Source organism: Methanolobus mangrovi, from assembly GCF_031312535.1.
Taxonomy (GTDB): Archaea; Halobacteriota; Methanosarcinia; order Methanosarcinales; family Methanosarcinaceae; genus Methanolobus; species Methanolobus mangrovi.
On sequence record NZ_CP133594.1, the window covers coordinates 1946296 to 1969884 of the forward strand.

Here is a 23589-nt window from a genome sequence, read left to right on the forward strand (position 1 = left end):
TGCCTCATTGGGTGGATTCGATTATATCCTGAAGATCTTTCACTCCAAGACGTTTCTTGTGTTCGGTTTCCTTGAGAGGAACTTGTTTGTCATATTTATCAAGGGCTTTTCCGATCATCGGAAGCATCATTGACTCTTCCTTCAGGAAGTAGAAACCAGGCCTTGCCCCGCCACCGCGGGAAGCACGACAGCGCCTTTCATCTCCGGGGGGGAAACCTCTCTCTTTAACAAATATATGATTCTTATCGAGGTCCACAACCTCTTTTACCACTTTGTCCACAGCAACCCGGGGGCCTGTGACCATGGTTCCAAAACATGTTTCTTTTATGACAATATCAGTATTAGATTCGTATATCTGCATGGCAGCATCAATTGGCAACACGCTGTCTGAACCTGTGACAACGAGTTTTGTTATGACATCTTCATTATCTTCGGCCATTTTCATTCCTCCTTGATGCTTTCCAGGACATACATGACATCTCCGTCCTTGAAATGTTTGAGTTTATCTATTTCAAGTATCTTTCCGATGATATTAGTGTTCGCAAACCTTTCTCCTGTCGGTCCGAAAAGATCGTCATCAGATGTCTTGACACCTATCATACCGGCTCGTTTTGCAGCCTGGTTCGTGACACCGACCTCACCTGATATAGTCTTTTTAGGAGTATTCTCAGGCAAGAGTTCTTTATATGTCTCAGCCGGTTTCTCGGATTTGAAAATATAAGTATTCTCGTAGGTCATCATTACAGGGAGTACGCCAACCGGATTATACTGGAGACCTACAGTATGTCTGAAGAAGTCAAGTGTTTTTGGAGCAAGATCATCATAAAGTTCGATGGTCACAAGCATTTCAGGATTCACGCCCTGCACGGTGACCTTTCCTTCCTGCATAATACCAATCGTTGTTGCAGGTGTTTGATTGACAATGAAACCTGTATCTTCAGTATAACCTTCCCTGGAAATCTCAATGCCAAGAGCACTCATTTCCTCTTCAGCATCCTTATTGGTCATACCAAGCAACATTATAGGCTCAGGAATGGATTCCACCATTATCTTCTGGCCACTCTGTGCCATCCTGGCAAGTTCAATACCCTTCGTGACATGGCCTATGACAGAATGCATTATAGATGATGTGCGATCATCCGTGGAAATGTATAGTTTCCCTGCACCATATCCAACGGTCCTGACAAAAACAGAGCCTGTTGATCGGGATTCAAAATTTTCGTAAGCTACCAGTTCACCCTGGAAGCGATGATCGGATATAAAAGAGCTTGAAACGAAATCAATGTCGAAAACACCATTCTTTGTCACAGCAAAGAAAAACTCTGCACCTTCGGGAGCCAGGGGGTCGATCTCAATCTCAACATATGTGAATATTTTTGAACCACTTTCGAGCTTGAGCGAAAGGTCTGTGGTAGAAATGTGTTCTCCTGCCTTCTCCCATTCGATCACAGGTTCTATTGAGAGTATTCGGTCACTCCTGTCAAGGCCAGACAGAACATGTTTTCCGCTTATGAGCCGTGCAAATGTACCGTCTTCAGGAGCACCATATTCTGATGCATGCCTTGTCTTGCTTATGATGATGTGGGTGTTTGCAGCATCGCCGCCACCTGCACCGAAAAGCAAAGTGAACCTGTCCATATCAGTACTGCCACGTACAGGTTCCATATCCGTGCTGAACGGTCCGAATGCCAGAGCATCTTTACTCGTCCAGCGAACTGGAATATCATTAAAATCCTTAAAAAGGGATACCCATCTTTTAGAAGAAAGAGAGGAGTCATCCTTAAGCTCTATTTTGAACTCACCTTTGGATGTTTTCACAAGGTATTCAACAGAAGCCTGTGACTTCAAATCCTCTTTTTCAATAAGTATTCCAATTGCTGTTCCTTTCTTATAAGGTGCGTTTGACACCTTGATGGCTTCTTCAAGAGTTGAACCTTCTGATAATTTAAGTTCCTGTCCATTGATCTCTACCGTTATTTCGCCACTCGTGCCAAACTCCTCCGTAACCTTTCAAAATATCATGGTGCTGCTGCTTCCATACGTTCTTCGTCAGTAAGCTCTGCAAGAACAGCAGCTGGCTCTCCTACACTGACTATTTTACCGTTTCTCATAAGAGCTACACGATCACATATCTCTTCCAGGAAATCCATATCATGTGAGACAATGACAAAGGTGTCACCCATCTTATCGCGAGCTTCCAGAATTGATTTTGTGACTTCTTTCTTTGTGAACGGGTCCATTGTTCCGGTTGGTTCATCCATTATAATGATATTTGGTTCCTTCATCAATATCTGAGCCAGCGCAACCCTGTGCCTTTCACCTTCACTAATCTCATCTGACATCTTTGATAATATAGATTTTGCCTTCTCATCCGTGAATCCGGTTGCTACCAGAGTATTGATAGCCTTCCTAACGGCAAGTTCGTATGGAAGATCAATACCTATTGATTCTGTTAGATTATCAATTATCGTCCTGTGAGTGTAAAGTCCATATTCCTGATGCAGTATGCCCATGTACTTGACTGCGCGTCCCCTGCATTCAGGACCTGGTTTTTTCATGTCGATCCATTCGTCTCCGACACGTACCTGTATCTCTCCGCTTGTAGGTTGCACAATACCCATGAGAACTTCAGATGTCGTGGTCTTTCCTGCACCACTGGTACCTGCAAGGCCGAATATCTCACCTTCTTTCACATCAAAAGAGACATCATTAACGGCATAAACAACACCCCTGGACACAGAGATGTATTTCTTGACAAGGTTATCTACCTTGATAAGAGGGTCACCAACAACGACATCACATTTCTTTTCCACAGAACAGATAAGCTGCATGAACTCTTTTGCAACCTCTGACGCAGAACCTTCTTTTACAATTGCCCCATCCTCAAGAATGATGGCTTTGTCAGCCAGGTCTTCCACAACCTCAGACCAGTGTGAGGTAATGACCATGGTCATATTGTAATCCTTAACAGCCTTTGCAATAACATTATGAACGACATCTGCAGTTCGGGGATCAAGCGTACCGGTTGGCTCATCGGCAATAAGAAGCATTGGATCCCTTACAAGTTGACGGGCAAGTACTACCCTCTGTTTCTCGCCACCGCTAAGGTCGCGGGCAACGTGCATCATACGGTGTGAAAGCTGTACCTGTTCCAGGAGTTCTACAGCACGGGATAGAGCTGTTTCACTATTGACACCTATTTCCGTAAGAGAATTTACTACATTTGTAATGACCCTGTCATCACCATAGAGAGCAAAAGTGCGCTGTAACATGATAGCGATTCTCTTGGTGATCTCGCGTCTTGCAGGATCGTGAAGTGATAGTTTTATGAAATCTGCTTCAAAAGGCTTGAGGGTATCCTTGCCACAATCCGGACATTCATTTCCAGCCTTTCCCGGCGGTTCGATATGTCCACATTTATCGCATCTTGCGAGATGGTAGATTACCTCACCGCTGATACCTTCATACTCTTCAACACCACGCAGGACGTGCATCAATACTGTTTTGCCTGAACCGCTTCGTCCAAGGATACCGAGAACTTCTCCTTCGTTGATGGTCAGGTTTATATTTTTGAGAACTTTGACACCATCAAATTCAAGTGTCAGGTTTTTGACTTCAATGAACAATGCCATTTGATTACCTCCGTCCAGGGGTGCATAGGATTCATGACACCTAATTAATGATATGCATATCTATTCAAATTACTTAACGGTTTTGTAGATTACATACAAAACTAGTTCTGTTGGAACCCATGCAGACCTGATACAAACTTTTAGTGATTTTTTTTAAGAATTACTGATGGATTATTGAACTCAATACATAAACGTAACGCATCTACTTCGCACTGTTAACTTCGAAAAACCTTATACTGATTGTGATTTTACAAAGTGAGAGGAGCGTTTACATTTTTTACGATGTTGACTACATCGATGATATTGCCTATGATAACGTCTGCTGCATCCATGAGAACCTGCGGCCTTTCATCCCCCTGCTGGGATGTGAGAATACCCATATCAGCCGCCCTTAAAGCAAGAATATCATTCATTCCGTCCCCCACCATGAAAACAAAATCATAGCTTTCCTTGAGATTCCTGACTATGTTCTCTTTATCGTACGTTGTGGCAACTGCAAAAACATCTTTCATAGGAATAGCCAGAGAGGAGGCAAGTCTTCTGAGATTCTGCTCGTCATCCCCGGAGGCAATGTAGATATCAGCCCCTAGCTCCCTCAAATGTGTTATCGCGGCAGATGTTTTAGAATACATCTGACCGCCCGTGCTCAGAACATAAGGCACAATGTTTTCCCCTGAATCCACAACCAGTCCTGCTGCAAGGTAAAAAACATTTGGACAACGCCCCTTTACAATGGATAGGACTTCATTGACATCACTCACCTTTGTCCCATTCTGCCTTATAATTCCATAAATATCATCCATCTGGAATGGACTGCTTGAACAACTGATACCAAGATCGATATTATACATATCAATGAAATCATGCAATTCCATATCAGGATCACATTGCCAGAGATCTTCAAAGCTTGTGCGCAGAATGACAAGCGCCCTGTTGGCTTTTTCTGCCACAAGGAGCGTAGACTGTATATCCTCAAGAATAGAACCGGTACTCATTTCCTTTGCAACACGATACATATGCAACAGTGTACCGGCACTGTCAAAGACAACAGCAACACGTTTTTCCATAAATCCTGATTGTGCTTATCAAATATACGTCTGGTCATAGACGTTCAGGTAAAGACAGTTGAAGTGCCAAATGACTAATATGCTAGCAACTCTAATTTTCAGACTAAGCGCCCATGACCAGAATAAACCGGATGATAATTGTACTGATAATACTCATTGCACTGGCTTTTGTCTCAGAGAACATTAACAGTTCGGACACAGACATATTGATCCTGAACCCACAACCCTGGGACCACAGTCCGATCACTGTTTATATAGACGAAAATAACGTTCCCGAGCATTACAGCCCAAGCTACAGGACAGATGTGGAGAATGCACTGGAGTACTGGGAAAACGGCGGAAACGGACAACTGGAATATCAGCCGGTTTTTGAAATCGTCGATGTTGATAATGCTGACATCCTGATAATGTGGGTAGAGAACCTTGAAGAGGATGCCGGTATTGAGAACGGTGTTGCCGGATTTACAAGACCATACGAGGTGAACGGTCAGTTTGAACGTGCTGATGTGGTACTGGAGACCGGAAATTACCAGGGATATTCATGGGTCCAATACGGAGATGCTTCCATGCAGGACATAGCAACACATGAGCTGGGACATGCTCTTGGACTTGGGCACAGCAATGACAAAAACGACATTATGTTCCCCACATATGATCCCGGAGAGGACATCAATCCTCTGCTTCTACATTCCACATGGCCCTTGCTTCTGCTTCTTGTAATTGCGGCAATCGTTGTGATTTCATACCACAGCACCGGCTGGCTTCACTACAAGAAAAAGAGAAAAGAGCTTGAAGAGGAGATTTTCAGCGAGAAGAAAAATGACAGATAGGACCATCTTCCAGGCCATTTTGAGATACTTTGCAGGGGAAGTAATAGATTTTTCAGATTATGAGGTTGACCTCTCCGAACTTACGGAATTCCAGCGCAAAGTACTGGAAGAAGTGAGAAATATACCCTACGGTGAAACCAGAAGTTATCAGGAACTTGCCTGCCGCATCGGAAGCGAGGGTGCTGCAAGAGCTGTTGGTGGTGCTGTTGCCAAAAACCCGTATCCCATAATCATACCCTGTCACCGTGTAGTCTCAGCTTCAGGAATAGGTGGTTTTTGCGGGGAAACCTGTGGCGAGAAGGTTGAACTTAAGAGGAGAATGTTGGAGATGGAAGCTAACTATAAAAAAGAAAGGAAAAGATAGTTAGTTTCATAGGATAAAATAGCTTCAGGTGAAGAAAATGTTTGGATGGACAGGAAGGACGGTAATCGTAGACCTTGGGAACAACTCGGTCACAGAATCAAAGACGAAGAAGTCATATGCAGAACAATTCATAGGTGGTCGCGGACTCGGATGCAGGCTCATGGAAGATTTTGCAGACCCGGCTGTGGACCCTTTAAGTCCCGACAATCCCTTAATATTCACCACCGGACCACTTACAGGCACATCTGCTCCAATGTCAGGACATTTTACTATTACATGCAAATCTCCCCTTACATCCACTATATTCAGCTCCAATGCAGGAGGATATTTCGGAGCGGAACTGAAATTTGCAGGCATTGATGCCCTTGTCATCAAGGGAAAGGCGGAGAAACCTGTTTATCTCAACATCTTCGATGAGGAACTTGAGATACTGCCTGCCGAACATCTGTGGGGAAAGAATACCGCAGAAACCACTGCATTACTTGAAACGAAGGGAAAGGTTGCCTGTATAGGCAGAGCAGGAGAAAAGCTTGTCAGCATGGCAAATATGGTCAATGACCGCATATATTCCAGCGGACGTGGAGGGCATGGTGCGGTGGCAGGCTCAAAGAACCTCAAGGCAATCGTTGTGAAAGGAACGAACATTGTTCAGGTAGCTAACCCTGATGCCTTCGGAGAAGCTGTTGAAAAGACAAAGAAACTGCTTGTGGCAAATCCACCCGCATCCAAGGGACTTGAAAAATACGGCAGTTCTGTGTTTACTGACCTTCTGGACTATATGGGAACCCTTCCTGCACTCAATTTCAGTGAAAGGAATTTCTCCGGGGCAGGGAAACTCTCAGGCGAGGCCATCAGCAGGAAATACAAAATAAATCAGGCACCCTGTTATGCATGCCCCATCGGATGCAGGAGAACTGCAGAGGATGGTAAACCTATCCCCGATTATGATTCTATCTGGGCTTTCGGACCGAACATTGGAAACGATGACCTGGAACTTATCCGGGAAATGGATAGTCTCTGTTTTGATTACGGACTGGATCCGCTGTCCTGTGGTGCATCCATTGCGGCATACATGGAAGTCAATCCATGGATGAAAATGGATGAAGTAAAAGGAATCATCCTGGAAATTGGAAATGGCAGGCATGATGTCTGTAAAGGCTCGCACACCTACCTCTGCTCCGTGGATAAAGAAGAATATAGCACAGCAGTCAAAGGAATGGAACTTCCAGGATATGATCCAAGGGAAATGGCAGGCATGGCCATAGCCTATGCGACATCAAACACCGGAGGATCGCATCTTAGCGCTTTTATGGTGGGCCCTGAGATAATGGGAAAGCCTGTACTGCTTGACAGGAGTTCTTTCAATGGAAAGGCAGCCCTTGTCCGGCATTTCCAGAATCTTACTGCAGTAATAGATTCACTGGTGATGTGTCCATTCTCCATGCTTGCTATGGGGGAGGTTGAACTTGCTGCACTGCTCAGTCATGTGACCGGGGAAAAATACTCTGCCGAGAATATGTTGCTTGCAGGAGAGAGGGTATTCAACCTTGAAAGGCTCTTCAACATTAAAGCAGGGTTTACGCAAAAAGACGACACGCTACCTGAAAGATTCTTTGGTGTGGACGGGATAGACCGGGAAGAATTCAAAAAAGGCATATCAGATTACTATCACTTCAGAGATTGGGACGATGCTGGTATACCCAGTGAGGCAAAACTGAGGGAATTGAACATTGTGATAGACAGATGATAAAAGAAAAATAATAAAATACATTTATATTCTAGTTATTTGCTATAATTAACCCCAATTTATGCGGAATCAAAGGTTAAGTTCATATATAGCATTAAGAATTATACCCATATACCTTTTAAGCTCATAAATAATTGTTACGATTATGGAGGATTTTAAGTGAAAATACAAGTTGAAGTCAAAGAACTAAAAGAGGGTAAATACGCCATTGTTGATGATGAACCCTGTGTCATCAAGAGCATTTCAAAGTCAAAGCCAGGAAAACACGGATCAGCAAAAGCAAGAATCGATGTTATCGGGCTTTTTGACAACCAGAAGAGATCTATTGTAGGTCCTGTTTCTGATAAGATCTACGTCCCAGTTGTAGAGAGAAAGAACGCACAGGTACTTTCCATTTCAGGCGACATTGCACAGCTCATGGACATGGGCGACTTCTCAACATTCGAGATGAAGATCCCTGATGAGTACAAGGAAAGAATAAAGGAAGGAGAAGAAGTTTCATTCCTGACCGCAATGGGCAAAATGAAATTCGATCTGAGATAATCATATCTCTGATCCTTTTTCTCTTTTTCAGTTTTTACAGTCATGTTCTACAAACCCGATATGATGGATGCCCTGTCAGATTATAATTCTGCAAGGTATGTTATATTTGGTGTTCCTTTCGATGCTACTTCTTCATACAGGCCAGGAAGCCGCTGGGCCCCTGATGCCATGAGGAAGGCTTCAGCGAACTTTGAAACCTATAACGATCATTTTGATATTGATTTCGAGGACCTTTTCATTCATGATGCAGGTAATCTTGAGCATTACTCCTCCGTGGACGAGACACTCGAAGAGCTTTATCTTGCGGTTAAACCAATTGCAAAGGATGGGAAATTACCCATTATGCTTGGTGGCGAGCACTCACTCACCTACCCATGCGTAAAAGCATGTGCAGAGGAAGCAGGAGAAGACATTGGTTTTGTTGTAATGGATGCCCATTTTGACCTTCGTGAAGAATATGGGGGCATCAGGAACAACCACGCATGCGTTTCCAGACACATACTGGACGATATCGCAGACACCTATGTAACCATAGGAGTCCGCAGCGGCCCAAAGGAAGAATGGGTTTTTGCAAAAGAGAATGGTATCAAATACTATACCTCAGACGATGTCCGGGAAATGGGCATCAAACAGGTAATTTCTGAGGTTAAGGAATATCTTGGGTGTAAAAAGATCTATCTTTCCCTGGATATGGATGCCATCGATCCTGCATACGCACCCGGCCTTGGAACCCCCGAACCATTCGGACTCACTGACATTGACGTACGTGAGGTTATTCGTGCATTTGCACCTGTATCCGTTGGTTTTGATGTTGTTGAAATCGCCCCTGAATACGATAATGGGATAAGCGCACTGCTTGGAACAAAACTGCTCAGGGAATTCATTGCGGCACATGCCGCAAGTGAAAGATAGGCTTCTTTTTAATCTGTCTGCAGGCCTTGTTCTGCAGACTCCCTTTTAATACCTGGTCTTCTTAGATACAATGTGGTGATTCCCTGAACAGAATATCCATAAGGAATGCTGAAAAGAGTGACATCGAAGGAATACTGCTCATTGAACTGGATTCATTCCACGATAACATAGCAGAATGCAGGGATGTATTCCTTGATAGAATGAAGGTATTCCCGGAAGGTTTTCTGGTGATGGAGATTGACAGAGAGATTGCCGGTTATATTTCCTCGGAGATGTGGGAATACTCTGAAAATATCGATACGGACAGGTTTTGCCTGAACCATACAATAAGAGAAGTTCACATAAGGGGCGGCTCAGAACTCTACATCTCATCCATAGGAATCCTTAAAAAATATCGTGGAAAAGGCTATGGAAAAATGCTGTTCTCAGAATTGGTAGAACAAATTCGCAGCAAGTATAAAATAACCAGCATAATTCTCATAGTTTCTGTGAACTGGGATGCTGCAAGGAAAATATACGAAAACAATGGATTCCTGGAGATTCAGAGAATAAACGGTTTTTTTGAGGACGATGAAAATTCCGATGCAATTGTGATGAGAAAATATCTCTGAATATGCAAATGCAGTTTTTCTATTATTTGCTTTTTTTAGTTTCCATTTCCCACATTTCTATGAAATTGTCGAGCAACCTGTCAAAGAAGCTACCCTTATACGTGATTATAAGCTCTGCAACCTTTTCAGGCCCTATGACCTCAAAATTGCTTTCTCTTCCATGAACTGTTTTTTTCACAATCCCGGTTGCTACAAGTTTATTGAGATGCCACGAAACCGTAGATGGAGACAGACCGATGGCTGAAGAAAGGTCTTTATTGTTCATACCCGGGTCCTCCATAAGACTTATCAGAATATGCCTGCAAGCTTTTTTTCTTAAAAATGATAGGACTTTACGGTCATTGCCATCCAGTTCCTTGTCCTTGATAAAATAGCGGACGAACTGCTCATCCCTGAGTGCTGATATCAGGTTTTTCTTTTCCATGTAGTGAAGATGATACTGCAGATTCCCGATTGCCATATCAAGAATTCTTTCCAGTTCACGGAGGTGTATTCCCGGTGACCTTTGAATTGTTTCGAATATCCTTTTCCGGGTATCCAGCTCAAGTTCCATTTCAAACCTACTCTTTTGTCAGCATAGCAAAGAACAACAACAACAATACCGCAAAATTCAGAATACTGCTCCATATCTCAAAACTATCCCCCATAGCCGGGAAAAAAGACTCAGTTGAATCCAGGAATCCCATGAGGAAATAAGCAAAGAAAGCTGCTGTAACCATTAACAATTTCCTTCTGTGCTCCCTGAGATAAGCAGAAAGGGATATTATGAAAAGAATTAAAGCCAGCAGGCTTGATAGCAGAACTATCACATTGTCAGGTTCCATTTCCATACGAGAAGATCACCCCTGTGTAAAATAGAAAAGAAAGACAATTGTCTTCCTTTTATTCAGTAAGTATCTCCACAAGTTCCAGTCTTTCATCGCCTTCGGTCACAGCCACTTCCAGAAGCAGGCCAACACCGCTTGCATAAAACTTATGTTCCTCGATTCCAGGTTCAAGTGGCGTCCATTCCTTTGTTTGCAGACAGTTATCAAATGATCCATATTCAACTGTAACTGATGCATCAAGGCTCAGCACCTCAGCCATATCCTCTGCCTCACCCTCATAGTATTCCTGCTTGTAGACATCACCGACCTGTGGGTCTGCTTCCATCAGGATTCCCGGTTCTGCACCATCAACACCTGCTTCCCAGGAACCGGCTATGCTCACGATTTCACCATCCTCGTATTCCCTGGATTCCTCCCCGAAATACCAGACATTTCCTTCATTATCATTGGCGTACCAGTCAAGTGTATCCTCAATGAGTTCACCATCTTCCCATTCTCTTTCCCTGACAACGATGGTTGTCACGCCAAGTATCTCCTTTGTCTGGTCTGTAACATACATCTCTACCCGGATGTCTTCACCATCAGATTCACCCTCCAGAACAAATGTTGTGCCAACGGCCAACGGGAAATATGGATTAGGAATTCCATCAGTAAAATCTGCAGGATCTATTACAGAATCTGACGCTTCACCATTTTCCTCCATAGCATCATCCACATATGCAGATTCTTCTGTATCCTCTGCACCCGTCGTCTCAACTGTTTCCTCTTCCATTATACCTTCATCAGATGTATCCTCTGAGGAGGTATCAGTACATCCGGATACCATTACAAGTGCCACTCCCAGAAGAAGCACTATTAAAAGTCTCATTATTCTATGTTTCACACTAAGCCTCCCTTTCTTCCCTGACAGAAAAAAGTTACTATATTAAGATTATTGCTGGCTTATATTAACGATTCTGGTACAGGCATCGAATAATAATACAAACTTCGAACTATTGAAAAATAAATGATGAACTGAAAATGAACGAAATACCTTCAAAATCACACACACTATGCAGTTAATTATTTACATATACCAGACAATAACATCATTGAGAATATGAACGATGAAGTAGAAGTAGTATGTCCATCATGCTCACCTAAGATGAGTGTGCTGCATGATGTTTTAAAAACAGGCCAGAACACAATAGTCCAGTGCCAGGAATGCGGGAATGTTCATCCGGCCAAATTTGAAAAACCAAAAACATTCAACATAAAGGTAATAATCAGTAAGGGTGACCAATCTTTCACCCAGATGACCAAAATGACATCAGAAGATAATCTCAGCGTAGATGACGAGATAATTGTCGATGACGGTGAATCTGATGAGGTATATCCTGTTTTAGTAACTGCTCTTGAGTGCGCAGACAAGAGGCCTAAAATAGCAAATGCTGCAGATATAAACACTATCTGGGGCAGGGCTATTGACGAAGTTGTCGTTAAAATTGCCATCCATAGGGGAAAAACTACAGAAGCCCTGCAAAAAAGAGTCCCCGGAGGATATGAATTTATCGTCGGGAAAGAAGAAGAAGTGGACAGGACAAAAATAAGGGTCAAAAAGATCAAGGTAAGGGATGGCAGTCTCGAATCACGTACCGGCACAGCAGTGGAAGCAAAGTTCATCAAAAGGATATTTGCAGAAGAAGCGGTGAAGAGAAGCTGGGGAGAAGGAAGAACTGCATGGAGTATGAAAGGAAGAGGGCGCTCCTGGTAAAGTCCCTCAAAGAACAAAATATCAGTGATAAAACACTAAGTGCAATGATGAAGGTACCTAGACATCTTTTCGTACCTTCTGTACATATGTCACAGGCTTATGTTGACAGCCCATTGCCGATAGGGCATGCCCAGACAATATCAGCACCGCACATGGTTGCCATGATGTGCGATCTTCTTGAACTTCAGGAAGGACAAAAAGTACTTGAAATTGGTGCCGGCTCAGGGTATAATGCAGCAGTAATGGCAGAAATTATCGGTCAAAAAGGAAAGATATACTCTATTGAACGTCTTGAAAAGCTGGCTGTTTTTGCATGGGAGAATCTGGAAAGAGCCGGATACTCCAATGTGGAAGTTATATTGGGCGATGGTTCCCTTGGCTATCCTGACCATGCACCCTATGACCGTATATGTGTAACAGCATCGGCACCCGATACACCTAAACCACTTATAGAACAGCTGAAGCCGGGAGGTATTATGGTGCTTCCGGAAGGAGAGGGCTACCAGCGTCTGTACATCATCAGGAAGTCCATGGACGGGGAGGTCACAAAGCAGGACTGGGGAGGGGTGATCTTTGTGCCTCTTATAGGACATCATGGTTTCAAGATATACAATAGCCGCAGGGGACAAAAGTAGAGGCAACTCACTACGAAACTATTTTTAATATTGGTGCATTCAGAACAGCGCATTTTATAATAATCTTTTTTCGATGTGAGAGAACGATGTCCTCAAAAAATGAAAAATGGCAATTCTGGATAGACAGAGGAGGTACATTCACCGATATTGTTGCCCGCAAACCCGACGGACGACTGATTGCACATAAGCTTCTGTCAGTGGACCCGGAACATTATGCAGATGCTGCAATGCACGGTATCAGGACCTTACTTGGAATAGAAACCGAATCCACGATGCCAACGGAGATCATATCGTCAATCAAGATGGGAACCACTGTTGGAACTAATGCATTGCTTGAACGTAAAGGAGAGCCAACAGCACTTGTTATTACAGAAGGCTTCAGGGATTCACTGAGGATTGGATACCAGAACAGGCCTGATATCTTTGCTTTGAAAATTGAACTGCCGGACCTGCTCTATGATGAGGTCATCGAGATAAGGGAACGCTACAGTGCATCAGGTGAAGAACTGGTTGCCCTTGATGTGGAGGATGCCAGGAAGGGACTTGAAAGGATATATTCCCATGGAATACGCTCGCTTGCCATCGTCCTTATGCATGCATACCGTTATCCTGAACATGAACTTCAGCTCAGGAAAATTGCAGAGGATATCGGTTTTACCCAGATATCACTTTCACACGAAGTCAGCCCTTTGATGAAGCTTATAAGCAGCGGAGAGACAACTGTTGTAGATGCTTATCTTTCCCCGGTGCTGCGAAGATATATAGACATGATAGGCGACACTCTTGAAGCCGGCGGAGATAATACAAAGCTAATGTTCATGCAGTCCAACGGCGGACTGGTGGAAGCTGCACAGTTCAAAGGAAAGGACTGTATTCTTTCAGGACCAGCCGGAGGAATAGTTGGAGCTGTGGAAACATCCGTAATGGCAGGCTTTGAGAAAGTTGTGACTTTTGATATGGGGGGAACATCCACTGATGTAGCCCATTACAACGGAGAATATGAGAGGAGTTTTGAGACAGAAGTTGCAGGCGTTCACCTGCGCTCACCCATGCTTTATATTCATACAGTGGCAGCGGGTGGAGGTTCCATACTTCATTTCGATGCAGGGAGATTCAGGGTTGGACCGGATTCCGCAGGTTCTGAGCCGGGACCTGCTTGTTACCGTAAGGGCGGACCACTCACAATTACCGACTGTAACCTGATGCTCGGAAAGATAGATCCACAGCATTTCCCACATGTATTCGGCCACAGTGCAGACATGCCACTTGATACTGTTGCTGTGAAGAGGAAGTTCTCAGCCCTTGCAGAAGAGGTCAGTATATTTACTGGGGAGAAGCACAGTGCTGAGCAGGTTGCCGAAGGATTCCTGAAAATTGCCATTGAGAACATGGCAAATGCCGTCAAAAGAATATCCATCCAGCGTGGGTATGACATAAAGGATTACGCCCTTTGCTGCTTTGGAGGAGCGGGGGCTCAGCATGCATGTGGTGTCGCGGATGCTCTTGGAATTAAGAGAATATTGATACATCCCTTTGCAGGAGTGCTTTCTGCATACGGAATGGGACTTGCGGACCAGCGTATAATGAAAGAACATGCTGTGGAAAAGAAACTTGGAAGAGAACTTATAGCAGAAATCCGGGCCATTGCTGCTGAACTGGAAAAAAGCGGCCGGGAAGAGATGCTCATGCAGGGCGTTTCAGATATGGATATAAGTGCACTGCATAAGGTCCATGTCAAGTATCAGGATGCTGGAACTTCTATTATTGTTGACCTTGGGAACGAGGAAGAGATCAGGAACCACTTTGAAAATGAGCATAAGAGCCGTTTTGGCTTTACCATGGAAAACAAGGAACTTGTGATAGAGGCGGTTTCCACTGAGGTTATTGGTGCAGGAGAATCTATGCAGGAATCCAAAATAGTGGATGTTATCATGGAGAAAGCAGGCAAGCTACCTGATACCACCATGTACACCTGCGGTGCTTTTCACAGCACACCTGTTTACAGGAGGGAAGAACTTGTTACCGGAACGGAAACCGGGGTTATTGGACCTGCTATTATCGTGGAAACAAATACTACTGTTGTAATCGAACCGGGATGGAAGGCCGAGATTACGGATAATAAGGAACTGGTGCTTGAAAGGACTATACCCCTGCCTAAGAGGGAATCTGTTGATACTGAAGCAGACCCGGTGATGCTTGAGATATTCAATAACAGGTTCATGTCCATTGCACAGCAGATGGGATACACACTCCAGAATACATCTTATTCTGTGAATATCAAGGAGAGGCTTGACTTCTCATGTGCCCTTTTTGACGAGGCCGGGAATCTAATTGCCAACGCGCCTCACATACCTGTGCATCTTGGATCTATGGGGGAAGGTGTCAGGTCGATAATCAGGAAATTCCCAGATATGGAATCAGGAGATGTTTTTATGCTCAATTCTCCCTTTGAAGGCGGGACGCATCTCCCTGATATTACGGTCGTTACTCCTGTTTTCCGTGAAGGCAGGGTTGCATTCTATGTGGCTTCAAGGGGGCATCATGCGGATATTGGAGGAATTACACCGGGGTCCATTCCACCGGAAAGCAGGCATATCGAGGAGGAGGGCGTGCTGACCAGTGGGCAGAAGATAGTCTGGCAGGGGAAGTTCCTTGAAAATGAGATGAAAGAGTGGCTGGCTTCGGGAAAATATCCGGCACGTAATCCATTCCAGAATATAGCGGACCTGAAGGCACAGGTTGCCGCCAATGAGAAGGGCGCCAGGGAGCTTGAAAAGCTTGTTGAACATTTTTCCATGGAAACGGTACAGGCATACATGCAGCATGTGATGGATAATGCGGAAGAGTCGGTGAGAAGGGTTATCGAGGTCCTTAAGGACGGGGAATACTCACTTTCCTTTGATGACGGGACAGTTATCCATGTGAGGGTTAACATTGACCACATGGAAAGGACAGCACACATCGATTTCACCGGAACTTCCAGGCAGCATCCAGGTAATATGAATGCTCCGGTGGCTGTGTGCAAGGCGGCTGTTCTCTATGTGTTCAGGTCGCTCGTGGAGAAGGATATTCCGCTTAATGAAGGATGCATGCGACCGCTTATGCTTACGATTCCTGAAAAGAGCATACTGAACCCTGAATATCCTGCGGCTGTGGTGGCAGGGAATGTTGAGACTTCGCAGTACATCGTTGATGCGCTTTTCGGAGCGCTGGGTGTGATGGCAGGGTCGCAGGGTACGATGAACAATTTCACTTTCGGGGATGAGGAGTTCCAGTATTATGAGACCATTTGCGGTGGTTCCGGTGCAGGGGATGGTTTTGATGGAACTAATGCTGTGCAGACCCATATGACAAATTCAAGGATAACCGACCCTGAGGTGCTGGAATGGAGATTCCCTGTGAGGCTGGAAGAGTTCTCTGTCAGGAAAGGAAGCGGCGGTGGAGGAGAATATAGCGGTGGATGTGGAGTTGTGAGAAAGATACGGTTCCTCAGGCCTATGAGAGCAGCTATTATTTCTAGCCACAGGAAAATCCCACCGGCAGGTTTGAATGGTGGAGAGAACGGAAAGGTGGGGCACAATTATGTTGTCAGAGCTGGAGAGATTATGAACGCTGACGGAAAGATTGAGGAACTTGAAGGAAGAGCACTTGTTGATATGAATAAGGGAGACCTGTTCGTGGTGGAGACACCCGGAGCAGGTGGGTTTGGTCAAAGAAGAAAAGAAAGTATTAAGTAATGATAATTATAAAGCATCAGTGCATTTTATAGAATTATATAGATAAGAAGGGAAAGGCCGTTGTCAATAATATGAATTCTGCAAACAATATTAAAAAAGTCACTGTGAAAGGGGTGTTCATGATCAACATCTTCGGGAAAGCTGTTCCGGCTGTTATGCTTGAAGATGACGAAGGACTCCTGATGCCCATACACATAGGCCAGTCTGAGGCACTGTCTATCAATTCGGTGCTGAAGAGTGAGACTATGCCAAGGCCTATGACACACGATCTTATCCTGTCTATGCTGGTGCGTCTGGGTGCAGAGGTCGAGAGGGTACTGATAGATGAAAAGATCGACAACATCTACTACGGCAGGATAACGCTGAAAAAGGATGGCACAAGTATGGAGTTCGATGCACGGCCGAGTGATTGTATCGCTATTGCCCTGAGAAGCGATGCCGTCATTATGATCAGTGAAGAAGTTTTCAACAGCGATGCCATCAGCAAGGATAATTTCCAGGGTTCCAGGGCAATTTCAGGATTCGCTTAAGTTTACCTGACCCAAAAAAGTATATAGTGTCAACAAGGACAATATGCTATGAGGCATCGGATATTCTATAATCCTTTTACTTTGATTTTTACGCTTATACTCACTTTTATCCTTGTATTCAGCATCTCTATTCTTTTCTTCGGTTTTGTGAGCACTGCATTTGCAAAGATAGGTTTCTCATGGAACGATGCACTTATCCTGCTTCTTGCATCCCTTATCGGAAGCAGTATCAACATACCCCTGAAAACTATCGAGTCCGAGACACCCATCGAGAATCAGAAATACGTTAAGGTCTTCGGAGTTTCATACAGGATACCTTTCAAGCAGACATACAAAACAAAGACCACCATAGCCATAAACGTAGGTGGAGCACTCATCCCCATAATAGTCTCCCTCTACCTGCTAAGCCTCTTCCCTGATGCGGCGATCTATGCCAGCTACGCTATCCTCATAGTCACCCTGATTACAAAAAGCGTAGCAAGACCGGTAAAAGGCGTGGGCATCGTCTCTCCTGCACTACTCCCACCGATAGCCGCAGCCCTGAGTTCCATTATAATTGTCTACACAACCCAGGTCCAGCACGAACTCATCTTCGCCATAGCCTACACCAGCGGCACCCTCGGCACCCTGATCGGTGCTGACCTGCTGAACATGAGAGCCATCACAAAACTGGGCGCTCCTGTTGTGAGTATCGGCGGTGCAGGAACTTTTGACGGGGTGTTTCTGGCGGGAGTTATTGCGGTGTTGTTGGTTTGATGTGAGAAAATTCATATCGAACCTAGGTTTGACAGTCAAACTTGGGATTCATACGAAAAATTGAGATCTGCCATGATCTACAGTACTAATATAGATCATACTGCATCTGCAGCTTTTCTCAAACAGGCTCCCCCGGAATATCGCCCATGATCTCATACGATATCTTCCTGTACAGTGCCAGGTATTCCTCGGTGGGTTCCATGTCGTATTCAGAGCGGATGTTGTAGCATTTGTTGAAAGGCTTGCCTTCAGGCGGGGTTTTGAGGCGCTCGACATATTTAGCGTATATTTTAGCTACCAGTTTGTTGGCTTCTGAGAGCGTCAGGTGGGTTGCCATCTGTGCCATCTCACCCATGAACCGGGATTCCAGTCCGGAAGAATGATCAGGTGTACTTCCCAGGCGACCGGTTGGTCCTAACAGTATATTTCTTCCGCATACGGTATCCCCTATTGCCTGTGCAGCGGTTTCATAGAACATCATATCGGTGCAGATACCTGCAGCATTCCAGTAGTATCTTGCAGTATAATAGTTCATATTTCTGGAAATAGCAAGTGATGCCATGTTGGATGCCCATAGTATCTCTTTAGCAGAAGATGAACCTGTGTCAGCATGCACCGCACCGGATGCGTGTATGCTTGAGTGTGCCAATACTTTGGATTGTAAAGTCTCTGCCACATCTATGATTGCAAGTCCCTCAGGAGATCCGATGCATGGTCCTCCGTAAACAGGTACCTGGCCTGAAATATAGTGGTTGCCGTGTTCCTGGTGGTAGATGCATTTTGACAGGGTTTCATAATCTACTTTCAGGTCATCCATATAGACTTCCTGGGGGTCAGCACTTGAATAAAGCTCATCTGAGGATACAAGTAAAGATGATGTAGTAAGAGTTGAAGTACTTGGACCCATAAGTGCAAGCCCTTCTCTTCCGGCTATCTTTGTAGCCAGTCTCTCATTTCTGGATGCTTTAAGTACTGCAAGCATCTCCAGCGGACTCTTGGGTTGTATATACTCCCCACCGAATTGTTTCATAGCTCCGCTGTAGATTCCCTGTACAACATTTTCCTGTACAGAACTTAAATTAATGTAAAGGAAATTCTCCTCTGATACACTTCCCCCCATAGGCCCACCAATGATTATAGGTGGATATGATACCATAGGGTAGCGGTTTGGCACAACTACTTTCTCCTTGAGCCTTCCGATCTCAAGGGGATTTGTGGTGTTCAGGGCCTTTAAAATATCTTCTTCATCGATATTGATGATTCGCTGGGTGCTCCTGCAGAATATCCCTACGGAATGAAGAAGCTCAATGCCTGCTTCAAAAACAGAATCTGCGACTTCAAGATCTTCTGGTACATAAACAGAAGGGTCATACTCTATTTCGTATTTAAGGGCCAGTTCCTCTGATTTTTTGAAAACTTTAATGTCATGCTCTCTTTCAGTCCGTTTTTCCCCATCGATAGCATATTTCAGGTACTTGTAGATGTTTTGCATGATCATCTCCTTTTTAGAAAAAGAATAGCCCTATCTAAATAATCAGATATATTCGTTTTTAATCAAAAGTACTCATTTGCTTCAGTTATTTATATTTTTCCATCACACCATTATCTAACTTACAAATTAGATTACAAATACAGTACACTGATGTTTGTTTCATATAGTTTGTTTAGAAAATAGTATAATTATTCTGTAGCAAGTATTATATTAAATTTCTTTTTATTCCAGGGAAATAACATGCATAACCAATTATCTATTGTATTCCTTACCCCCATTTACTTATCAGCCGGATTCAACACTTTCCCAAATCACTCATTTTTTTATATTATATTCTCTTTCCCGTGACATTCTTTTTAAATTACTATATATATTTTATGCATTGCGCATATATCAGGTAAATATTTTGTTTTAATATGATTGTAATAAATATTCATAATGTAACATCACCCAACATAATTATTTAGTTTTGCCTGTTGCATCTAAAAACAAGCTCATGCGACACCACAGCATCCATAGTTACTTGTATAATCTGTTTTTACAATGAGCGTATTTATCTCCTATTTATGTCTTTCCAGGCGGTTTTGTCCTGCTCTGTTATTTATACTTATCTATCACGCAATAGAAAAATATATATGCTAGTGAGTGTAACTTGAGACTTATCACACTAAGGAGTTTGAATATATGGCAGAATATACCCCTAAAGAAAGATTAGCACGTGCATTGACAGGTCAGCCTGTTGACAGAATGCCTGCTGTCTCAGTCACCCAGACCGGAACTGTGGACCAGATGGAAGCCTGTGGTGCCTTCTGGCCAGAAGCTAACAACGATGCGGAAAAGATGGCAACACTTGCAGAAGCAGGCCACACCGTAGTAGGATTTGAAGCTGTACGCGTACCTTTTGACATCACTGCAGAAGCTGAGTTCTTCGGTTGTGAGATAAAGGATGGTACAAAAGAACAGCAGCCATCAGTTGTCGGTCATGTTGTAAAGACAGTTGAGGACATCGAAGCTCTCAGAGGCTACAACCTCGACCACGGTAGAATTGGTGTTGTATGTGAGGCGATCAAGATCCTCGCAGACAAGTATGGCGAAGAACTTCCTATCATGGGCAGCATGATCGGTCCTTTCTCCCTTGCACAGCACATCAACGGTGATGAATGGTTCATGGCTATTTTCACAAACGAAGCATTTGCCCTTGAACTGATGGAGTTCACAACCGATTTCAACGTTGCATATGCAAAGAAAATGGTTGAGAACGGTGCTGACACTATGGTCATCATTGACCCGACAGCAAGTGCACAGCTTATCGGTGCTGAGTTCTACGAGAAATTCGTAGTACCTTTCCACAAGAAGATATGTGATGCAATGCATGAGCTCAACGTACCAGTAGTATTACACATCTGTGGTGACACAACCCAGGGTCTTGCACTCATGGAATCATCCGGTGTGGATGGTATCAGCGTTGACCAGAATGTCGATGCAGCAACCGCCGTAAGTAAGGTTGAAAAGGCAATCATCGTTGGAAATCTCGACCCTGTGAACATGCTCTGGAACCAGACACCTGAAGCTATCAGGGAGCAGTCCCAGAAAGTCCTGGATGCTGGTGTAGGACTGCTGGGTCCTGGATGTGGTATTGTGAGCAAGACCCCTACAGAGAATCTCCAGGCAATGGTAGAGATGGCCAAGAGCCACAAATACTGAACTATAATTCATAGATTCCGCCTCCGTAACACCGGTACTTTTTTCGCATGGAAGTGCCGGTGTCTGCTACTTTTTTTTATTTTCCCCCGTTTTTCCACACATTTATATATACTGAAATTCTACTAGATTCCAAGATGTCCCGCAGAAAAGAGAAAGATATTGAGATCACAGATTTTAAAAGTCTGCTGAAGAAACAGGGTTATAGTCTTGCAGGCAAGCACAGCGCTGTCAAGACATGCCTGTGGCTTCGCAGGTCCATCAAGGATGAAGGAGAGTGTTACAAGTCCGTCTTCTACGGGATCCATTCACATCGTTGTCTTCAGATGACACCTACACTTATGTGTAATCAGAAGTGTCTCCACTGCTGGAGGCCCACGGAAGTAGATGTACCTATGCCCGTTGAATGGAACTCTCCAGTGGAAATAGTGGGGTCTTCAATAGAGTCCCAGAGAAAACTCATATCAGGTTTTGGAGACTCAGCTCCGCTTGAACGCTGGAATGAAGGCAAAAATCCCCGGCATGTTGCCATATCCCTCTCAGGAGAGCCTACTCTTTTCCCGCATCTTCCTGAACTCATAGACGAGTTCAAAACACAGGGGTTCACCACTTTTGTTGTTAGTAATGGTACTGTTCCCGATATGATGTCAAAGATAAACCCTGCCCAGTTATACATGAGCCTTGATGCTCCGGACAGGGAAACATACGAGAAAGTCTGTGTTCCAAAGTCATCTTCATTATGGGACAATATTCTCAAGTCCCTTGAAGTACTCAAAACCAAGGAAACCAGAACAGTCATTCGCATAACTCTTATCAAAGGGGTCAATATGTTCAACTCCGAAGGGTTTGCAGAACTTATCAGGATAGCAGAACCTGATTATATAGAGGTCAAAGCCTACATGCATCTTGGTTTTTCCAGAAAGAGATTACCTCGTGAAGCAATGCCTTCTCATGAAGAAGTAATGGAATTCTCAGAAGAACTGGCAGAACATCTTGGTTACAAAGTTGCAGGGGACGTTGAGGTCAGCAGGGTCGTACTACTCTCAAAAGACGGGCTTGTTTCCCATCTCATGTAGTATAATAGTATATGCGAAGAGTAAATGATGCTGACCTGTCACAACTTATATTTATAGCAACGCATACATAAGCAACAAAAATAATCGAAGATATAGATAAACCCCTTCATTTCAACCGGAGTATTCACACAATGTCAGAACAATCCGCTCATTCAAAATATGAATTCAAAAAGAAATTAGAGGAATTGCGTGTCAAAAAAGGACGTGGTACCGAACTGATTTCTTTGTATATCCCCCCCACAAAGCAAATATCCGATGTTACTTCCCAGCTCAAAGGCGAACACGGTCAGGCGGCTAACATCAAATCCAAGGTAACACGTGATAATGTGCAGGGTGCACTAGAATCCCTGCTTTCAAGATTAAGATATGTAGAAGTTCCTGAGAATGGTATCGTTTTTTTCACAGGTGCTGTGGACATAGGTGCTAACAAGACCAGCATGGAAACAACAATAGTTGAGCCACCCCAGCCTATTGTCACATACAGGTATCACTGTGACTCCTCATTTTTCCTTGAACCACTTGAGGAGATGCTAAGAGATGCTAAAACATACGGCCTCCTGGTCCTTGACAGGAGAGAGGCAGCAATAGGTCTACTTGTAGGAAAGCATATTGAACATTTCAGGACTCTTACCTCAACTGTTCCCGGAAAACAGAGAAAAGGAGGTCAGAGTGCTCACAGGTTCCAGCAACTTAGGCTCATTGCTATTCATGAGTTCTACAAACGTATCGGTGATGCTGCAAGTGAAGTTTTCATGGCTGTAGATCAGAAAGACTTCCAGGGTGTTCTTATCGGTGGTCCATCTCCTACAAAGGAAGAATTTGAAGCAGGAGATTTCCTTCATCACGAGTTATTGAAAAAAAAGCTCGGGCTTTTCGATGTTGCATACACTGATGAATCAGGACTTCCGGAACTCGTAAATGCTGCCAGTGAAAGACTTTCAGACATAGACCTCATGGTGGAGAAAAAGCTAATGCAGCGGTTCTTTGCAGAGCTTGTTTCAGATTCAGGAAAGGCAGCCTATGGTGAGCTCCAGGTCCGCAACAATCTGGATATCGGTGCAGTGGAAATACTGATGATATCTGAAGGTTTGAGAGCAGAAAGACTTACTTTGAGCTGTCCAAATGGAGATTATGAGGGTAAAATCACTCGTAATTTCAAACCCGGGGAACAGGATAGCTCTGGTGGCCAATGTCCTGTTTGTAACAGTAATCTTGAGGTCACTGAAAGGGTCGATATCGTTGATGAACTCTCAGAATTGGCAGATCTAATGGCAACAGAGGTTGAATTCATATCCACAGACTTTGATGAGGGTTCACAGCTTCTGAATGCATTTGGCGGTATAGTAGCAATATTGCGATTCAATACCGGCGTCTGA

General features: G+C 44.0%; 22 protein-coding genes. 14 read left to right on the plus strand and 8 right to left on the minus strand.

Going from position 1 to position 23589, the window contains the following annotated elements:
- Positions 1–4 precede the first annotated feature (4 nt).
- The 4 genes from RE476_RS09415 to RE476_RS09430 form a co-directional block, all read right to left on the minus strand.
- Positions 5–439: a methanogenesis marker 6 protein gene (locus RE476_RS09415; protein ID WP_309307392.1), complete on the minus strand. Its 435-nt coding sequence runs from the start codon at positions 437–439 to the stop codon at positions 5–7.
- A gap of 2 nt (positions 440–441) precedes the next feature.
- Positions 442–1977 (minus strand): methyl-coenzyme M reductase-associated protein Mmp3, encoded by a 1536-nt coding sequence (gene mmp3 / locus RE476_RS09420; RefSeq protein ID WP_309309591.1) that lies wholly within the window; start codon positions 1975–1977, stop codon positions 442–444.
- A gap of 41 nt (positions 1978–2018) precedes the next feature.
- Complete coding sequence (gene atwA / locus RE476_RS09425) at positions 2019–3632, minus strand: methyl coenzyme M reductase system, component A2 (protein ID WP_309307393.1); 1614 nt, start codon at positions 3630–3632, stop codon at positions 2019–2021.
- 248 nt (positions 3633–3880) lie between these two features.
- Positions 3881–4699, minus strand: coding sequence for an HAD family hydrolase (locus RE476_RS09430; protein ID WP_309307394.1), 819 nt, complete (start codon positions 4697–4699; stop codon positions 3881–3883).
- A 113-nt stretch (positions 4700–4812) separates the two neighbouring features.
- On the opposite strand from RE476_RS09430, the gene RE476_RS09435 reads away from it, so the two are divergent.
- The 6 genes from RE476_RS09435 to RE476_RS09460 all read left to right on the plus strand — a co-directional run bounded on the left by RE476_RS09435 (position 4813) and on the right by RE476_RS09460 (position 9706).
- The gene (locus tag RE476_RS09435) at positions 4813–5529 is read left to right on the plus strand and encodes a matrixin family metalloprotease (protein WP_309307395.1); all 717 of its coding nucleotides are present in this window, start codon (positions 4813–4815) and stop codon (positions 5527–5529) included.
- A complete protein-coding gene (locus tag RE476_RS09440) occupies positions 5519–5893 on the plus strand; it encodes a methylated-DNA--[protein]-cysteine S-methyltransferase (RefSeq protein WP_309307396.1) in 375 nt (124 codons plus the stop codon). Before RE476_RS09435 ends, RE476_RS09440 begins: the two co-directional genes overlap by 11 nt.
- A 37-nt stretch (positions 5894–5930) precedes the next feature.
- Positions 5931–7640 (plus strand): aldehyde ferredoxin oxidoreductase family protein, encoded by a 1710-nt coding sequence (locus RE476_RS09445; RefSeq protein ID WP_309307397.1) that lies wholly within the window; start codon positions 5931–5933, stop codon positions 7638–7640.
- A gap of 159 nt (positions 7641–7799) precedes the next feature.
- On the plus strand, positions 7800–8183 hold the full coding sequence (locus RE476_RS09450) for a translation initiation factor IF-5A (protein WP_309307398.1): 384 nt from the start codon (positions 7800–7802) through the stop codon (positions 8181–8183).
- 42 nt (positions 8184–8225) lie between these two features.
- A complete protein-coding gene (gene speB, locus RE476_RS09455) occupies positions 8226–9095 on the plus strand; it encodes an agmatinase (RefSeq protein ID WP_309307399.1) in 870 nt (289 codons plus the stop codon).
- 167 nt (positions 9096–9262) lie between these two features.
- On the plus strand, positions 9263–9706 hold the full coding sequence (locus RE476_RS09460) for a GNAT family N-acetyltransferase (protein ID WP_309309592.1): 444 nt from the start codon (positions 9263–9265) through the stop codon (positions 9704–9706).
- Positions 9707–9728: 22 nt separating this feature from the next.
- Here the strand turns inward: RE476_RS09460 and RE476_RS09465 are convergent, their stop codons facing one another.
- The 3 genes from RE476_RS09465 to RE476_RS09475 are packed head-to-tail and all read right to left on the minus strand — an operon-like array spanning position 9729 to position 11416.
- Positions 9729–10259, minus strand: a complete 531-nt coding sequence (locus RE476_RS09465) for a winged helix-turn-helix transcriptional regulator (RefSeq protein ID WP_309307400.1) — start codon at positions 10257–10259, stop codon at positions 9729–9731.
- A 7-nt stretch (positions 10260–10266) separates the two neighbouring features.
- Positions 10267–10536, minus strand: a complete 270-nt coding sequence (locus RE476_RS09470) for a hypothetical protein (protein ID WP_309307401.1) — start codon at positions 10534–10536, stop codon at positions 10267–10269.
- Positions 10537–10588: 52 nt separating this feature from the next.
- Positions 10589–11416: a hypothetical protein gene (locus RE476_RS09475; protein ID WP_309307402.1), complete on the minus strand. Its 828-nt coding sequence runs from the start codon at positions 11414–11416 to the stop codon at positions 10589–10591.
- A 216-nt stretch (positions 11417–11632) separates the two neighbouring features.
- On the opposite strand from RE476_RS09475, the gene RE476_RS09480 reads away from it, so the two are divergent.
- From RE476_RS09480 to RE476_RS09500, 5 genes are all read left to right on the plus strand, one after another.
- The gene (locus RE476_RS09480) at positions 11633–12286 is read left to right on the plus strand and encodes an HVO_0476 family zinc finger protein (RefSeq protein WP_309307403.1); all 654 of its coding nucleotides are present in this window, start codon (positions 11633–11635) and stop codon (positions 12284–12286) included.
- Positions 12253–12921 (plus strand): protein-L-isoaspartate O-methyltransferase, encoded by a 669-nt coding sequence (locus RE476_RS09485; protein WP_309307404.1) that lies wholly within the window; start codon positions 12253–12255, stop codon positions 12919–12921. The genes RE476_RS09480 and RE476_RS09485 overlap by 34 nt, the downstream gene beginning before the upstream one ends.
- A gap of 86 nt (positions 12922–13007) precedes the next feature.
- Positions 13008–16658 carry a hydantoinase B/oxoprolinase family protein gene (locus RE476_RS09490; protein ID WP_309307405.1) on the plus strand — a complete coding sequence of 1217 codons (3651 nt, stop codon included), beginning with the start codon at positions 13008–13010 and terminating at the stop codon, positions 16656–16658.
- A gap of 71 nt (positions 16659–16729) precedes the next feature.
- Entirely contained in the window at positions 16730–17188 is a 459-nt protein-coding gene (locus RE476_RS09495) for a bifunctional nuclease family protein (protein ID WP_309307406.1), read from the plus strand.
- A 48-nt stretch (positions 17189–17236) separates the two neighbouring features.
- A complete protein-coding gene (locus RE476_RS09500; protein ID WP_309307407.1) occupies positions 17237–17944 on the plus strand; it encodes a DUF1614 domain-containing protein in 708 nt (235 codons plus the stop codon).
- Positions 17945–18062: 118 nt separating this feature from the next.
- Here RE476_RS09500 and RE476_RS09505 read toward each other — a convergent pair whose 3' ends face one another.
- Positions 18063–19436 carry a monomethylamine:corrinoid methyltransferase gene (locus RE476_RS09505; RefSeq protein WP_309307408.1) on the minus strand — a complete coding sequence of 458 codons (1374 nt, stop codon included), beginning with the start codon at positions 19434–19436 and terminating at the stop codon, positions 18063–18065.
- A 684-nt stretch (positions 19437–20120) separates the two neighbouring features.
- On the opposite strand from RE476_RS09505, the gene mtbA reads away from it, so the two are divergent.
- The 3 genes from mtbA to prf1 all read left to right on the plus strand — a co-directional run bounded on the left by mtbA (position 20121) and on the right by prf1 (position 23589).
- Positions 20121–21140, plus strand: coding sequence for a methylcobamide:CoM methyltransferase MtbA (gene mtbA, locus RE476_RS09510; RefSeq protein WP_309307409.1), 1020 nt, complete (start codon positions 20121–20123; stop codon positions 21138–21140).
- A gap of 134 nt (positions 21141–21274) precedes the next feature.
- Complete coding sequence (gene twy1 / locus RE476_RS09515; protein WP_309307410.1) at positions 21275–22213, plus strand: 4-demethylwyosine synthase TYW1; 939 nt, start codon at positions 21275–21277, stop codon at positions 22211–22213.
- Between the two features lie 131 nt (positions 22214–22344).
- On the plus strand, positions 22345–23589 hold the full coding sequence (prf1, locus tag RE476_RS09520; protein WP_309307411.1) for a peptide chain release factor aRF-1: 1245 nt from the start codon (positions 22345–22347) through the stop codon (positions 23587–23589).